Annotated in this window: 15 protein-coding genes and 1 tRNA gene; 8 read left to right on the top strand and 8 right to left on the bottom strand. The window is 65.9% G+C overall.

Annotated features, from left to right (window positions below):
* Nucleotides 1-19: 19 nt before the first annotated feature.
* Both ACH438_RS42330 and ACH438_RS42325 read right to left on the bottom strand, forming a co-directional pair.
* Entirely contained in the window at nt 20-1006 is a 987-nt protein-coding gene (locus tag ACH438_RS42330) for a UbiA family prenyltransferase (protein ID WP_397016174.1), read from the bottom strand.
* A gap of 10 nt (nt 1007-1016) precedes the next feature.
* Nucleotides 1017-2324, bottom strand: a complete 1308-nt coding sequence (locus ACH438_RS42325; protein WP_397016172.1) for a cytochrome P450 — start codon at nt 2322-2324, stop codon at nt 1017-1019.
* Between the two features lie 245 nt (nt 2325-2569).
* Here ACH438_RS42325 and idi point away from each other — a divergent pair, with 245 nt between their 5' ends.
* From idi to ACH438_RS42295, 6 genes are read left to right on the top strand one after another with little or no spacing between them, the layout of a single operon-like run.
* Nucleotides 2570-4072, top strand: a complete 1503-nt coding sequence (gene idi / locus ACH438_RS42320) for an isopentenyl-diphosphate Delta-isomerase (protein WP_397016169.1) — start codon at nt 2570-2572, stop codon at nt 4070-4072.
* A 55-nt stretch (nt 4073-4127) separates the two neighbouring features.
* Nucleotides 4128-5186, top strand: a complete 1059-nt coding sequence (locus ACH438_RS42315; protein WP_397016167.1) for a hydroxymethylglutaryl-CoA reductase — start codon at nt 4128-4130, stop codon at nt 5184-5186.
* A complete protein-coding gene (locus ACH438_RS42310; protein ID WP_397016165.1) occupies nt 5183-6358 on the top strand; it encodes a hydroxymethylglutaryl-CoA synthase in 1176 nt (391 codons plus the stop codon). The genes ACH438_RS42315 and ACH438_RS42310 overlap by 4 nt, the downstream gene beginning before the upstream one ends.
* On the top strand, nt 6355-7311 hold the full coding sequence (gene mvk, locus ACH438_RS42305; protein ID WP_397016163.1) for a mevalonate kinase: 957 nt from the start codon (nt 6355-6357) through the stop codon (nt 7309-7311). The genes ACH438_RS42310 and mvk overlap by 4 nt, the downstream gene beginning before the upstream one ends.
* A complete protein-coding gene (gene mvaD, locus ACH438_RS42300) occupies nt 7308-8309 on the top strand; it encodes a diphosphomevalonate decarboxylase (RefSeq protein WP_397016161.1) in 1002 nt (333 codons plus the stop codon). The genes mvk and mvaD overlap by 4 nt, the downstream gene beginning before the upstream one ends.
* On the top strand, nt 8306-9361 hold the full coding sequence (locus ACH438_RS42295) for a phosphomevalonate kinase (RefSeq protein ID WP_397016159.1): 1056 nt from the start codon (nt 8306-8308) through the stop codon (nt 9359-9361). The genes mvaD and ACH438_RS42295 overlap by 4 nt, the downstream gene beginning before the upstream one ends.
* Here ACH438_RS42295 and ACH438_RS42290 read toward each other — a convergent pair.
* The 4 genes from ACH438_RS42290 to ACH438_RS42275 all read right to left on the bottom strand — a co-directional run bounded on the left by ACH438_RS42290 (nt 9320) and on the right by ACH438_RS42275 (nt 11898).
* Complete coding sequence (locus ACH438_RS42290; protein ID WP_397016157.1) at nt 9320-9631, bottom strand: hypothetical protein; 312 nt, start codon at nt 9629-9631, stop codon at nt 9320-9322. The genes ACH438_RS42295 and ACH438_RS42290 overlap by 42 nt on opposite strands.
* Before the next feature lie 1059 nt (nt 9632-10690).
* Nucleotides 10691-10767, bottom strand: a tRNA-Pro gene (locus tag ACH438_RS42285).
* A 93-nt stretch (nt 10768-10860) separates the two neighbouring features.
* The gene (locus ACH438_RS42280; RefSeq protein WP_397016155.1) at nt 10861-11142 is read right to left on the bottom strand and encodes a hypothetical protein; all 282 of its coding nucleotides are present in this window, start codon (nt 11140-11142) and stop codon (nt 10861-10863) included.
* 210 nt (nt 11143-11352) lie between these two features.
* Nucleotides 11353-11898 carry a hypothetical protein gene (locus ACH438_RS42275; protein ID WP_397016153.1) on the bottom strand — a complete coding sequence of 182 codons (546 nt, stop codon included), beginning with the start codon at nt 11896-11898 and terminating at the stop codon, nt 11353-11355.
* Between the two features lie 96 nt (nt 11899-11994).
* Here ACH438_RS42275 and ACH438_RS42270 point away from each other — a divergent pair, with 96 nt between their 5' ends.
* Nucleotides 11995-12381, top strand: coding sequence for an acyl-CoA thioesterase (locus ACH438_RS42270; RefSeq protein ID WP_397016151.1), 387 nt, complete (start codon nt 11995-11997; stop codon nt 12379-12381).
* Nucleotides 12381-12749 carry an acyl-CoA thioesterase gene (locus tag ACH438_RS42265; protein WP_397016149.1) on the top strand — a complete coding sequence of 123 codons (369 nt, stop codon included), beginning with the start codon at nt 12381-12383 and terminating at the stop codon, nt 12747-12749. The genes ACH438_RS42270 and ACH438_RS42265 overlap by 1 nt, the downstream gene beginning before the upstream one ends.
* Nucleotides 12750-12772: 23 nt before the next feature.
* Here ACH438_RS42265 and ACH438_RS42260 read toward each other — a convergent pair whose 3' ends face one another.
* The gene (locus ACH438_RS42260) at nt 12773-13294 is read right to left on the bottom strand and encodes an ester cyclase (RefSeq protein WP_397016147.1); all 522 of its coding nucleotides are present in this window, start codon (nt 13292-13294) and stop codon (nt 12773-12775) included.
* 29 nt (nt 13295-13323) lie between these two features.
* Complete coding sequence (locus tag ACH438_RS42255; protein WP_397016145.1) at nt 13324-13779, bottom strand: DUF6636 domain-containing protein; 456 nt, start codon at nt 13777-13779, stop codon at nt 13324-13326.
* Between the last annotated feature and the right edge of the window lie 69 nt (nt 13780-13848).

Here is a 13848-nt window from a genome sequence, read left to right as displayed (position 1 = left end):
TCGGTAGGTTTCCGCTCGATTACCGGCGGTCCGGCCCGGTGAGATGACGGCTCGCGCGGGAGTCTCGTCCGGACACATCCGACCAGACCATGACGGCCACGGCGCCGAGACCGAGCGCCGCGGTGCCCGCAGACGGCCGCAACCCGAACAGCAGCAGGGCCAGGAACACCACGGAGACATACATATCCCGCTGCCCGACCCGGTTGTACTCGACAAGGGTTCGCGCCCGGACCATGGAAGCCATATTAGCCACTGCGGGCAGCGCCATGAGCCCGGCGCAGACCAGCCGATCCGGGATGTCTGTCACCATGACAAGGACCGGGAACGTAAGGTAGACAACCGTTGTCGCGGTCGCGGCCGCCCACGCTGCGGCGCGCTGTGACGACATCAGTGCCGGAATCGTCCGCAGCCCGGCCGCCCTGTCGCCGGCATAGTCGGGAACATTCTTCATGATTCCCTTGGCGAAGTACCAGCAGAACAGGAATATCCCGAGCGCCAGCGGCCACCAGGACCCGTATCGAGGAATCCGCCACCAGGAGTCCGAGAGGAGCGCACCCGCGATATATGGTTCCGTGACGGCCATGGAGAATACGGCCATGCCGATGATCGGACGGCCCTTCAACCGGAATCTCGGCGCCGAATAGCCCAGCAGGAGAAAGATGCTGGCCAACCAGACGACACTCTGGGCGAACGATATCGCCAGCGCCAGCAGGGACATGATGCTCAGGCCCACATAGACGATCCGCCCGAGCAACGCCTCACCCGCTGTTTCCACCAGCTGCAAGCGGCCCGGCACATTCTTCGCGTCCTCGACGAGATCGGTGACGGCATTGTGGGCGTTCGCGACCAATGGCACAAGAATATGAAAGACCACGCCGAGCACCACGACGAAGTCGAAACGGTGGTCCGCCACAGCGATTCCCACACAGTAGGACAGCGGGCTGACCAGAAGTGTACGGGGACGCAGCAGCTGAACGACCGCGTTGAATCGCGCCGAACGAGACATGCGCCGGCCCTCAGATCCGTGTGAGAGTCAGTTCGAACCCATCGCGAGGCCGGAGGGTGATGAGCGCCCTGGGGTCGGGCCCGGTGGCATCTCGCAGCGAAATCTCGAATTTGTCCAGCATCTCGGCCAAGAGCATGCCCATCTCCATGAGGGCGAACCCCTTGCCGATGCACATGTGGGCCCCGGCGCCGAAAGGAAGGAACTTCGCTTTCCCCGGCACACCGTCCAGGAAACGCTCCGGAATGAATGCATCGGGCAGTGCCCAGACGGCCGGATCTCGGTGGATCGCAGCGACATTGAGCATGACGAGCGACCCCGCCGGGGCCTCGGCCGATCCGATCAGCGCATCCTTCTTGGTCTGTCGCGGAATGGTCGGCGACGGCGGGAACAATCGCATGCTCTCGTACATGACGCATTCCAGATACGCACCGTACAGCGGACCGCGATCACGGGCCCCGGCGGCCGTACGGGCCTGCTCACGAGCGCGCTGTTGAATGTCCGGATAGCAAGCCAGCAGGTAGAGAGTCCAGGTCAGCGCGCTCGCCGTCGTCTCGTAGGCGGCAGCGAATGTGGTCAGCACCTCGTCGCGCACCTCGAGATCGGTCAGCCGATCCGCGGCCTCCCCCACCCTGACCTCCAGCAACATGTCCAGCAGATCGTCGTGCGGTGCACCGGTTTCCCTCCGTTCCGCAATGAACCGATAGACCAGCTCGTCCAGGGCGCTCAGCGTCGAAGCGAAATCACGGTTCCGCCGGGTCGGTACACCGACCGGCAACGAGAACGGGCCCCGCAGTCGCCGCTGCACGAAGTCGAGCAGCAGGGAGACCCTCGCCGGAGTGAACACGGCAGCTACGGTGTCGCCGGATCGGCTGAACATGCACCTGGATACGCTGTCCAGGGCAAAGGCCATCATGTCCTCGTAGACAACGAGATCCGTGCGGTCGTTCTGCTGCCAGCGGCCGACATGCTCGCCGATCACACCGGCCATCCTCTGGTGCATGCTCGCCAGGCTCGCGCGGCCGTACATGGGCTGCAGGGACCGCCGCCGCTGCAGCCAGACATCGTGGTTCGGATTGCTGATCAGGCCGTCTCCGAGCACAAGACGCAAGGGATTCTCCGCCCCCGGCTTGCCGAAGGTATGAATGTCGGAGAGAACGACATCCGCGGCGGCACTGCGATTGACGAAGATCAGATTCTTCGGGCCGACCGTGAAGCGGGAGACTTCGCCGCCGGACGCCGCAGCGTGCTGGATGGCATTCAGCAAGTTGGACCGCAACCGCAACAGGTCCCCGAGTACCGGAACACGCGCAGGCGGCACGACCGGCGCCGAGAGAACACCGCTATCGTGCCGTATCGTCCTCGTGGGCAATGCTTTTCGGAGAGTTTCCGCCATCTGTGCTTCCCAAGATCAGCCGACAGGACACCGGTAAGAGCACCCCTCCGCCCGACCGGATACAGGCGAAAACGATCCCGCTCGCACCGCCGCCCCCGTGTATCCGCCGAAGCCACCGGGTGATCGTGCATTCGAACCCGTGTATCCGCCAGCGGAGAGGTCCGATACAGATGCACATCATCGACACCCATGTGCAGGTGCGGTTGGTCGACGAGGCCGGCGCGGATGCCGGCGCAGCCGACAAACTTGCCGCACACAGCGCCGGTGGGCGACGCCATCGCGCGTTTTCCGCCTTCCTGTTCACTCCCGACGGGCGGCTGCTGCTGCAGCAGCGCGCGACGGTGAAATACCATTGGCCCGGCGTCTGGTCCAACAGCTGCTGCGGGCATCCGGCCACACGCGATACCGCCATAGACGATGCGCGCGTACGGATCCGGGAAGAGCTGGGCCTGGTCGTGTCCGATCTGCGGGAAGCCGCGATCGTGGAGTACCGCTTCCAGGACCCCGATACCGGGTTGACCGAATGGGAGGTCAACCATGTGCTGTTCGGCGTCACCGACGCCGTGCCCGACCCCGACCCTGACGAAGTCGACGCAGTACGCTGCGTGGACGCCGCCGAGCTGGCTGAGCTCATGCGCGAACTCGGAGTCTCGGCCTGGTTCCCCAACGTCTTCGGCCCGCTGGTCAGCAGTGCGGCCTTCACTGCCACCGACCTTGCACCGCAATGGGATTGGTGGACCTGCCGGGTCCGTGCCACCGATGTCGCCGACTTCGTCGCGGCGGTGGATCGGGTGATCGCCGAACAGCTGGACGACTCGCGGTGGGCGCACATTCCCTATGCCGACTCCCCGATCAGCCCCGCCGCCCTGGCCCGCCGCCTGCACGCTGCCGGCGGGAAGAGGATGCGACCGTTGCTGGTGCTCTACGGAATGCTGCTCGTCGGCGCCGATACCGATGATCTGGAGCGGGCCGTACCCGTCGCGGCGGCAGTGGAACTGCTGCACCTGTTCGGCTTGCTGCAGGACGACATCATGGACAACGCGACACTGCGGCGCGGACTGCCGACGGCCACCATCCGGGTCCTCGAACATCGCGGCGACCGCATCGACGATGCCGCCGCCCGCCGCCACGGCGATGCGCTGGCGATGCTGGCCGGTGACCTGTGCGCGGGCGTCGCCGACGAACTCGTCGATACCGAGCATCCCGCCCTCCGCGCCCTCTGGGCGAAATCGCTCCAGGAATTGGTGGTCGCCCAGTACGCCGACATCACCGCGGCGACGGTCGCCGAGAACGACCCATCGATCCTGCGCCGCATCGCCAGCCTCAAGAGCGGCCGCTACTCGATCTACCTACCGCTGGTCCTGGGCGTACTGCTGGCCCGGCCCGATACCTGCACCGCCGCGTTCGACCAGGCCTGCGAGGACCTCGGCGTGGCCTTCCAGCTGGCCGACGACCTCCGGGATCACCACAGCCCCGAAATCACGGGCAAAGACCAGCATCTCGACACCGGCAACGGCCGCACCACCTACGCCGACGTCGTGGCCGATCCCGCCGCGGTCCGCGTGGTGATCAACACCTCGATCGCCACGGGACTGAAACGATTGCGCGATATCGGTTGTGATGCCCAGCGTGTCGAGGAGCTGCGCCAGCTACTGATCAAGGTGACGGCATGACGGCGACCACGCATTGCAATCGGTGCGTACAGCGACTGTCCGGGGAGGGACTGCTGTGAATCAATATCAAGAGGCAGCGGCCGTGCCGCTGCGCTGGGTCGGGCCGATCGCCCTGTCCGGCAATGCGATCACCGGCGAGGTCGACGTACCGCTCGCCACTTATGAATCACCATTGTGGCCATCGGTCGCACGGGGCGCGAAGGTGTCACGATTGTGCGAACGCGGCATCGTTGCCACCGTCGTCGACGAGCGGATGACCCGGTCCGTGCTGTTACAGGCGCCCGACGCGGGCGCAGCGCTGGCCGCCGTGCGATGGCTGACCGAAGGGCGCGCCGAACTGGAAGCGGTGGTGGCAGCCAGGAGCCGCTTCGCGCGGCTGCTCGAGATCCGCCACCAGATCGTCGGTGATCTGCTGTTCCTGCGTTTCGAGTTCGCGACCGGCGACGCGTCGGGCCACAATATGGCCACCCTCGCCTCCGATGCGCTGCTGGACTACATCCTCACCGCCCTAGCCCAGTTGCGGTACGGCTCGGTGTCGGGCAACTTCTGCACCGACAAGAAGGCCACGGCGGTCAACGGGATTCTCGGCCGCGGCAAGAATGTGGTCGCCGAAATCGTCATTCCCGCACACGTGGTCGGATCGACACTGCACACCACCGCCGCCGCGGTCGCGGAGCTCAACGTCCGCAAGAACCTCATCGGCACCACCCTCGCGGGTGGAATCCGTTCCGCCAACGCCCATTACGCCAATATGTTGCTGGCGGTCTACCTCGCGACCGGCCAAGACGCCGCCAATATCGTCGAAGGCTCCCAGGGCATCACCCATGCCGAAGATCGCGACGGCGCTCTGTACTTCTCCTGCACATTGCCGAACATCATCGTCGGCACCATCGGCAACGGTAAGAACCTGGACTTCGCCGACGCCAACCTGATCCGCCTGGGCTGCCGGGCCACGGCTGAACCCGGTGCGAACGCACGCCGGCTGGCCGCGATCATCGCCGCCACCGTGTTGTGCGGCGAATTGTCCCTGATGGCCGCGCAGACCAATCCCGGTGAGCTGATGCGGTCGCACATTCGTTTCGAAAGGTCCATGGAAGAGGTGGTCGGGCAATGACCCAGCACATCGGTATTCACGACATCGCCTTCGCGACCGGCCATTACGCACTGGATCTGGCCGATCTCGCCCGCGTGCACGGTGTGGCGGTGGACAAGTTCCGCATCGGTCTCGGTCAGCAGGTGCAGACCGTCGCCGCGCCCGATGAGGACATCGTCACCCTGGCAACCGCCGCCGGGCAACAGATTCTGGCGCGGCACGGCTCGGACGGGATCCAGACGATCCTGCTTGCCACCGAGTCGGGTATCGACGCCTCCAAAGCGGCCGCGATATATGTACAGGATCTGCTGGGTCTGCCGAATGCGGTGCGGGCCGTGGAACTCAAGCAGGCCTGCTACGGCGGCACCGCCGCACTGCACCTCGCCGCGGCGTTGGTGGCACGTGATCCGAACCAGCGGGTGCTGGTGATCGCCTCCGACGTCGCGGCCTACGACCTGGATTCCGGCGGCGAGGCCACTCAGGGCGCCGCCGCGGTCGCCATGCTCGTGACCGCCGACCCCGCCGTCGCGGTACTCGATCCGGTATCGGGGTTGTTCACCTCGAACGTGATGGACTTCTGGCGCCCAACCTACCGCTCGACCCCGCGCGTGGACGGAAAACTCTCGGTCGCAATCTATTTGGATGCAGTCGAGCACGCGTGGAAGGACTATGAGGCACGCGGTGGACACCGGTACACCGATTTCGGCGCCTTCTGCTATCACCAGCCTTTCACCCGAATGGCCTACAAGGCGCACAGCCGTCTGCTGGAGATCAACGGCTGCGCGGCGACCCCGCAGCAGCTCGACGCCGATCTGCTGGCCACCACCCACTACAACCGGATGATCGGCAACAGCTATACCGCATCGTTGTATCTCGGCTTGATGTCCCTCCTCGACCACACCGACGATCTGACCGGCAAGCCGGTGGCAATGCTCAGCTACGGCTCCGGTTGTGTAGCCGAATTCTTCTCCGTCACACCGGTTTCCGGCTACCGCGAGCATCTGCGCGCCGAAGCCAACCGGGCCGCCCTCGCGGACCGCCGGCCGATCTCCTATGACCGCTACCGGGCGCTGCGCGAATCGGCCCAGACCGGCGCCGGCGGTGACGTGGAATTCGACGCCGTCACCACCTCAGGCTTCCGTCTGTCGGCCGTCACCGACGACAAACGGATCTACCAACCCGTCGCCCGATGACAGGTATCGGTCACGGCTCCGCACACGCGAAGGTCATTCTCCTCGGCGAACATCTTGTCCTCTACGGTAATCCGGCGATCTCGATGCCGGTTCCGGCACTGACCGTCACGGCGACGGCCCGTGCCCGGCGCGGACGGATCCGGGTGGACTTCACCGGCGCGGGCCCGATCTCGGCCGTCGATCACCTATCGGTGTCGAGGCTGGATGCCTGGACGATTCCGCGTCTCGCCGCATCGTTCGCATGCGAGCATCTCGGTACACCCGCCGAGGATCTGGCCATCGAGGTTCACAGTGAGATCCGGCCGGGCCGCGGCCTCGGATCGAGTGCGGCGCTTGCGGGCGCCATCATCGACTCGGTCGCCGATCTGCACGAGGCGCCGTTGACGATGGACGAGCGTTACGAGCTGATACAGCATTGCGAGGCCTTCGCGCACGGCAGGGCGAGCGGTATCGACGCCCGCACCGTCACACACTCGTCCGGGCTGCTGTGGTTCCAAGACGGCGCAGTGCACCCACTCGAAGTGCCCTCCGCTGCCGACGCAGTCCTGACGGTGGTCGACACCGGCGTCTTCGCCGGCACCCATCGCGCGGTGTCACTGGTCGCCGAGCGCATCGCGGCCCTCGGCGCCGACGCCGATACACTGCTCAAACGGGTCGCGACGATGACCGAGGCCGCCGTCGAGGATCTGGCCACAGCACAATTCCGCGCGTTGGGCGCGAAAATGGCGGAGTCCCAGCATATTCTGGCCGACCTGGGGGTGAGCTGCCCTGCCATCGACCAGGTCGTCGCGACCGCGGCGGCCGCGGGCGCATGGGGGGCGAAATTGTCCGGTGGCGGCATGGGCGGGTGCGTGATCGCTCTCGGCGACGCCGGGGCGACCGAGCGACTCACCACCGCACTGGCAGCTTGCACCGCGACGGTCGTCGCACGTATTCCACTGGGGCAAGTATGAATTCCGTATCGCCGGTGCCCCGTACGGCCAGGGCGTACCCGAACATCGCGTTGATCAAATACTGGGGTAAACGCGACGAACTCCTGCACCTGCCCACTACCAGCAGCCTGTCGATGACCCTGGACATCTTCCCGACCACGACCACCGTCACGGTGTGCGACCGCGAATTCGACGAAGTCATCCTCGGCGACGAACCGGCTCCGACAGACTTCGCCGGGAAAGTCTCCCGCTTCCTGGACCTGGTCCGCGACCGAGCACACGACACACGCCATGCGTATGTCCACACCTGCAACACCGTGCCGCTGGGCGCCGGATTGGCCTCCTCCGCCGCCGGTTTCGCCGCCCTGACCGTCGCAGCGACCGCCGCCTACGGGCTCGACCTGAAGGAACCGGCGCTGACGCGGCTGGCGCGCCGCGGCTCCGGCAGCGCGTCCCGTTCGATTTGCGGCGGGTTCGCGCAATGGCATCGCGGCGAGGGCGACGGCACGGCCGGCGACGAGTCCAGCTTCGCCGAAACACTGGACGCGACTCGTTTGAATGTAGCGCTGGTGGTCGCCGTCGTCAGCGCGCGTGAGAAGCCCATCTCGAGCCGTGCTGCCATGCGCCGCACCATGGAGACCTCCCCCTTCTACCTGCCGTGGGTGAAGTCCTCCGCTGAAGATCTCTACCGGATGCGCAAGGCCATCTATGCCGGAGACCTGCCCGTCGTCGGAGAGGTCGCCGAACGCAATGCACTGGGCATGCACGCGACCATGCTCGGCGCGCGCCCCGCGGTCCGATACTTCGCACCCGGCTCGATGCAGGTCCTCGACCGCGTTCTCGGGTTGCGCGACGAGGGCGTCCCGGCCTACGCCACCATGGACGCCGGTCCCAATGTCAAGGTTCTCTGCGACCGCTCCGACAGCTCGCGGGTAGCCGCGGACCTCGCCGAGATCGTCGGCACGGAACAGGTTCTCGTCGCGCATCCCGGCCCGGCTGCCACGCTGGAAACAGCATGATCGAGGTCCGGGTTCCTGGAAAACTGTTCATTGCCGGCGAGTACGCGGTACTCGAGCCGGGCGGTGCCGCAGTTCTGGTCGCGGTAGACCGGTTCGTCACCGCCCGCCTCATCCCCCGCACCGACCATCGCATCACGGTCATCAGCACTGTCACCCATCACAGGCCCGTCGAGATCACTCACGGCCACCCCGACCCGCGCCTGGCGTTGGTCCTCGCGGCGATCGACGTCTGCCACCGGCTCGTCACCGAAACAGGCTCTGGCACCACCGGTTTCGATCTGACAATCGAGTCGGAGCTCGACGACATCACATCCGGCATCAAATTCGGCCTGGGCTCCTCCGGCGCCGTCACCATAGCCGTCGTGCGCGCCCTCAGCGAACTCTACGACCTCGGTTCCGACACCGATCGGACGCTGAAACTGGCCCTGCTGGCAGCCATTTCGGTCGACCCATCCGGCTCCGGCGGTGACCTCGCCGCATCGCTGTTGGGCGGCTGGGTCGCTTACACCGCCCCGGACCGCGACCATTACGCCGAACAACTCCATACCGGTCGACCCATCGCGTCACTACTCGATACACCCTGGCCACACCTGTCGGCTGTCCACGTACCCGCTCCTCGCGAACTGCACCTACTGGCCGGCTGGACCGGCAGCGCGGTCAGCACCCGAAACCTGGTCGCAGACTTCCGTTCCCGCATGAACGAAGCCCATCACCGTTTCGTCGCCGACAGCAACACCTGCGTCGCCGCCCTCGTGACCGCCCTCCGCTCCGGCGACGACACTGCAGTCTCCCACTGCATCGAACAGTCGGCCCGCATCCTCCACACCTACACCTCGAGCCTGAACTTGGACCTGCAAACCCCCGTTCTCACCGCCCTCCGACACCTGGCCCACAATCTCGGCATCGCCGCCAAAAGTTCCGGCGCCGGCGGCGGCGATTGCGGCATAGCCCTCGCCCCCTCCCCCCTCATCCCCGCCCTCGCCGCCGCCTGGCACACCGCCGGCATCCACTCACTGAACCTGACAGTGGCGGACCGCAGAAGCTCGTCGTAGTTTCGCGCGGCCGAATTTCTGCCGTTTCAGTATTTTGATCCGGTTGACATGGCCTTCGACCGCTCCGCTACTCCAGGACAAGGTGAGACCAGCGGTGACCGCGCCCTGGTCGCGGCGCAAGCCACGGACGAAAGAGTGCAGCGCAGGTTGGTCATCGGCATCGACGCCGCTCATCCATCCTTCGAGGTCTCGGCCGCGCAGCTCGGTCATGATCGAGGCGAAGGTGCCGACTTGACCGGCAAGGCAATCGAGTTCGGGACCGACAGCCATGCTGGTCGTCGGGGTCGAGGTGGACGGGATCGACCATGAGCCAGGCGGTGACCCGACGAACGGCCGGTGGCTTGGATGGCGGTGTCGGGATGTGGGCGGTCGCGTGCGAATCGGCGGGTCGTGCCGTGTGCCAATCCGAGTTGAGTACCGATGTTGCGAATGCTCTTGCCTTCAGCGAGCAACGCCTGGACCTGGGCAAAACATGTCCGGGTTCGGACGGCGACCCGGTCTTGGCGCAGCGGCGGATCGACCGGGCCGCGGGGCATGCCTGCCGCGAGCTCGGCAATGTCCGATCGTTGCGGTGCGCCTTCCGGATCTGTTGCTGCGACGGTCAGATGGTGTAACCAGGCGGCCAGCCCGTCGGCGCTGCGATCGGTGAGCACGTCGATCAGGCGGCGACCGACTCACCTCGCCGCCAGATGTCCGGTCAACCGGGCACTGGCGCGTCCGCCCAACGCAAGCCCAACCGCACACAATACTTGCTACAGCAGTAGTGTTCGCCGCCCGTAGCGGCAGCCAGTCCAGGCACCCGCTCGGCGAAAGTCCTTTTGCCGCAGTCGAATTTGTCACAGAACAACCGGCGGATCACCAAGTGTGTGCCGGAGCCGGTGTTCAGGAGTTGCCGACAGAGCCGTCCGACGCTGCGATTCCCAGCCCGATTCCCAGCCCTCCGGCGCGACGGGGCCATGGATCCCGCCGCCGGTGCAGAGCGCACGAGTGAAGGTGGACCCCGGAGAAACGGAATATGAGGCACACCGAAACCCCGGGGACCCTGCCCGGTTGAGCCCTACCGGACCTTGGCATAGTCTCCGGTCCGGTTATCGGGCACAAACTTGGTCCCGTCATCGGGGACCGGCCAATCCGGCAACCACCATATGGGATATGCCCAAACAGGCTGAAAAACGGCGCACTGCACACCGAAGTTCCTGTTGCCGATGGATGCGACGAACCTGTTGAATACATCTGTGCCCGACAGTCCCGTAGGTCCTGCGGATGGTGCTGTGGTCCACAACTGGTCCACAAAATAAGACCGGTCAGAGGCGGAAACCGCCTCTGACCTGGTCGGGCTGACAGGATTTGAACCTGCGACCACTTGACCCCCAGTCAAGTGCGCTACCAAGCTGCGCCACAGCCCGTTGCAGTTGCTCTCGCTCGTGCTCGACGAGATTACCCCAGTACCCCCCTCAGTCTCCAAATCGGCTGGTAGGGGGGCTTGTGGGGTGGGTGGGTCAGTGGGGGCGGAGGGGGTGGGTGGGGTTGAAGATGGAGAGGGGTGGGGTTTCGCCGGCGGGGTGGACTTCCAGTTTGCCGGTGTCGTTGAGGAGGATGCGGCGTCCGGGGTAGGTGCGTTGGGCGATGGCTACGTCTCGGTCGTCGAACTGGTCGCGACCCGTGAAGACGAGGACTCCGTAGTGGAGTTCGGTGGCGTAGACGCTCGCCGGCCACCTGTGCAGCCAGACGTCGAGGTCGAACAGCGTTTCGGGTTTTGGTAGGTCCGTGCCGACCGTCATGCGGGGATAGTAGTCCCGGCCACCCGCTAGCAGGACGGATTCCATGCTTGGAGGCGGGAAATACTTACGGGATGACTACGGGGGCTCGGCCTGCGGCCATCGGGCGTCTTTGGTGGAGAAGACGATTCGGGGGCTAGGGGACGAACGGGATTTGCTGGGCGGGCGTCGAGACCTCAGAAGTTGTGGCATTTCCGGAGTGGTCAAGGCGGGTTACGGTCGGCGGCGGTTCGAGCTTCGGGGTTGGGGAAATTGAGGAGGAGTGCCCCTTATGTGGGAGATTCGTGTGCGGCGACGAGCCCTTGCCGGGGTGGCGGTGCTGGTGATGACGCCGGTGATCGGGCTGGTGACGGGGTGCTCGTCGGGGTCGGGGTCGCCGGCTACCACCACGATCAAGGGGACGCCGAGTAGTTCGGTGGTGGCGTCGACGGTGGCCGCAACGACGACCAATTCGCCGGGGCCGGCGGGGAATCCTGGTGGAACGGCGGGTGGGCCGGGAGCGAATCCCGGTGGACCGGTGGTGAATCCGGCGAATCCGGGGCCGATTGCGGATCCGGGTGGGCAGCCGGGGAATCCGCCGGGGACGGACAATCCTGATCCGGGCCCGGTGGTCACGAGCTCGGCGCCCGACACCACGGTGACGGTGAGTCCGACGGCGACCACGACGGATGCTCCGGTCACGACGTCGGTCGCGGCTTCCGCGGTGCCGACGACCACTGTCGCGGCGCCGGTGACGACTTCGGCGGCGCCGGTGGTCACTTCGGTCGCGCCGGTGACGTCGGCGCCCGCGGCGAACTAGGCGCTGTGCGGGGGTCGCCGCGAGGTTGCCTGCGCACGGCTTGATAGGAATGCGGTGTGTCTCGTCATGTCTATTTGTGCCCGTTGCGGTGGTCCGATATGGATGCCGATGGGCATGTGCACAATTCGGTTCATCTGAGGTATCTGGAGGAGACGCGTATCGATCTGTTCCGGACCAGGGAGTTCTTCGGGTCGGGTGTGGTGGCGCAGATGGATATCGACTATCTGGCGCCGTTGCGGTATCGGGCGGCGCGGCCGGTGCGGGTGGAGACCTGGGTGACGAAGGTCGGGACCTCGTCGTACAGCTTGGCGCACGAGGTGCTCGACGAGGACGCCGTGTACACGCGGGCCGAGTGCACGATGGTGGCGTTCGATCCGGCGGCGCAGCGGTCGCGAAAGTTGAACGAGCGTGAGCGGGCGATGCTCGAGGAGATGCGGTACTGATGCACAGTTACGACATCCAATTGCGGCGCGCCGATATGGATGCGCTCGGGCATCTCAACAATGTGGTGTTCGCGCAGTACCTCGACGAGGCGCGGGCGGATCTGCTGGCGGGGCATGAGCCGTGGCATCTGGTGGTGGCGGGGCATCGGCTGACGTACCGGATGCCGCTCACCTTCGGGCCGGATCCGGTGACGGTGACCAGCGTGGTGGAGCGGATCGGCGATACGTCGTTCACGCTGGCGCACGAGGTGCGCGATGGCGAGCACGTCTATCTGTCGGCCACGTCGACACTGGTTGCCATGGCGGACAACGCACCCCGTTCACTGACAGCCGCCGAGCGCACCTATCTCGGCGCACTCGGCGGCTGACACCCGCAGGGCGGCAACGGTTTTCAGCGGTTCGCGCGCCGGGCCCGGCGCGTCGCCATTTGCATGCGGAACAGGTAGATCGGGCTCGGTGGGGCCCAGCCGAGCTGGCGGGCCTGGCCGAGGTCGTCGCGGTTGGCCCAGTGCTCGATCAGGCGGCCGTCGGCGAAGCGGCACCAGTGGGTCTGGGTGACCGCGAAGGTCTTGCCGGTGGCCGGGAAGACCTGTTCGACCTTGCCGTCGGCGTCGTAGACCACGAACGGGCCGGTCTGGCGGCCGGACATGATGGTGTGCAGCACCACGATGTCACCGTCGGACACCAGATCGTGGACCTCCCAGTGCATGTCGGAATATGCCGAGCGCAGCCATTCCGCGGTGGAGAGAAACGCGGCGGGACCGGTGCCGCGGGAGGCCGGTGGTTCGGCCACGGCTTCGCGGTTGGTCGCTTGCGGATGGATGTACTTCGCGAAATCGGTGTAGTCGCCGTCGGCGATCATCCGCACGGTGTGCACGGCGATTTCCTCGGCCGACAGTTGCATATCGGGCATGATCGTTTCCTTCGCGTCCGGCACCGTGATCAATGTAGTTCGTAGGATTCGCGAGCGACCCGGAAATAGTGGCCGGTCGAGGTATCCGTGCAGGTGATGCCCTCGGCCTCGCTCAGGCAGGTGATATTGCCCGAGGTGGTCGAGTGGCTGAAATACAGAATGGGCAGACCGTCGGAACTGAACCCTTGCCCCTGGCAGCCGAAGGCCGGAGTGCCGCCCTCGGCCAGGAAGAACGAACTCCCCCAGTTTCCGTCCTTGCACCAATCCGGGCGCTGCGGCGGGGTGTAGGTGTAGTCGGCGATATTGCAGACGATGCCGGGCTTGCCGCCGATCGCGGTGGTGAATTCACACGCGATATTGCCCGATGGCGAGCGGAATTGCAGCAGCTGCCCGGGCGCGTCGGCCTGGGCGGTGCCGCTGACCCCGAACGCCGCGAGCACGGCCGCCCCCGCGACCAGCACCCGCGCTGTGGTTCCGATTTTCATGTAGTTCCCCCTACTCGTGTGAGCACGGGGTTCATGGTGAGCGGAGCCGGTTTCAAACGCCTTACAAGG

This window comes from Nocardia sp. NPDC020380, from assembly GCF_044386975.1.
GTDB lineage: Bacteria > Actinomycetota > Actinomycetes > Mycobacteriales > Mycobacteriaceae > Nocardia.
This window is presented reverse-complemented; position numbering and strand designations above follow the sequence as displayed.

Coding starts and splice junctions, on each gene's coding strand:
- ACH438_RS42330 (WP_397016174.1), bottom strand. CDS start 1,006: ATGTCTCGTTCGGCGCGATTCAACGCGGTCGTTCAGCTGCTGCGTCCC.
- idi (WP_397016169.1), top strand. CDS start 2,570: ATGCACATCATCGACACCCATGTGCAGGTGCGGTTGGTCGACGAGGCC.
- ACH438_RS42310 (WP_397016165.1), top strand. CDS start 5,183: ATGACCCAGCACATCGGTATTCACGACATCGCCTTCGCGACCGGCCAT.
- mvk (WP_397016163.1), top strand. CDS start 6,355: ATGACAGGTATCGGTCACGGCTCCGCACACGCGAAGGTCATTCTCCTC.
- mvaD (WP_397016161.1), top strand. CDS start 7,308: ATGAATTCCGTATCGCCGGTGCCCCGTACGGCCAGGGCGTACCCGAAC.
- ACH438_RS42295 (WP_397016159.1), top strand. CDS start 8,306: ATGATCGAGGTCCGGGTTCCTGGAAAACTGTTCATTGCCGGCGAGTAC.
- ACH438_RS42290 (WP_397016157.1), bottom strand. CDS start 9,631: ATGGCTGTCGGTCCCGAACTCGATTGCCTTGCCGGTCAAGTCGGCACC.
- ACH438_RS42280 (WP_397016155.1), bottom strand. CDS start 11,142: ATGACGGTCGGCACGGACCTACCAAAACCCGAAACGCTGTTCGACCTC.
- ACH438_RS42265 (WP_397016149.1), top strand. CDS start 12,381: ATGCACAGTTACGACATCCAATTGCGGCGCGCCGATATGGATGCGCTC.
- ACH438_RS42260 (WP_397016147.1), bottom strand. CDS start 13,294: ATGCCCGATATGCAACTGTCGGCCGAGGAAATCGCCGTGCACACCGTG.
- ACH438_RS42255 (WP_397016145.1), bottom strand. CDS start 13,779: ATGAAAATCGGAACCACAGCGCGGGTGCTGGTCGCGGGGGCGGCCGTG.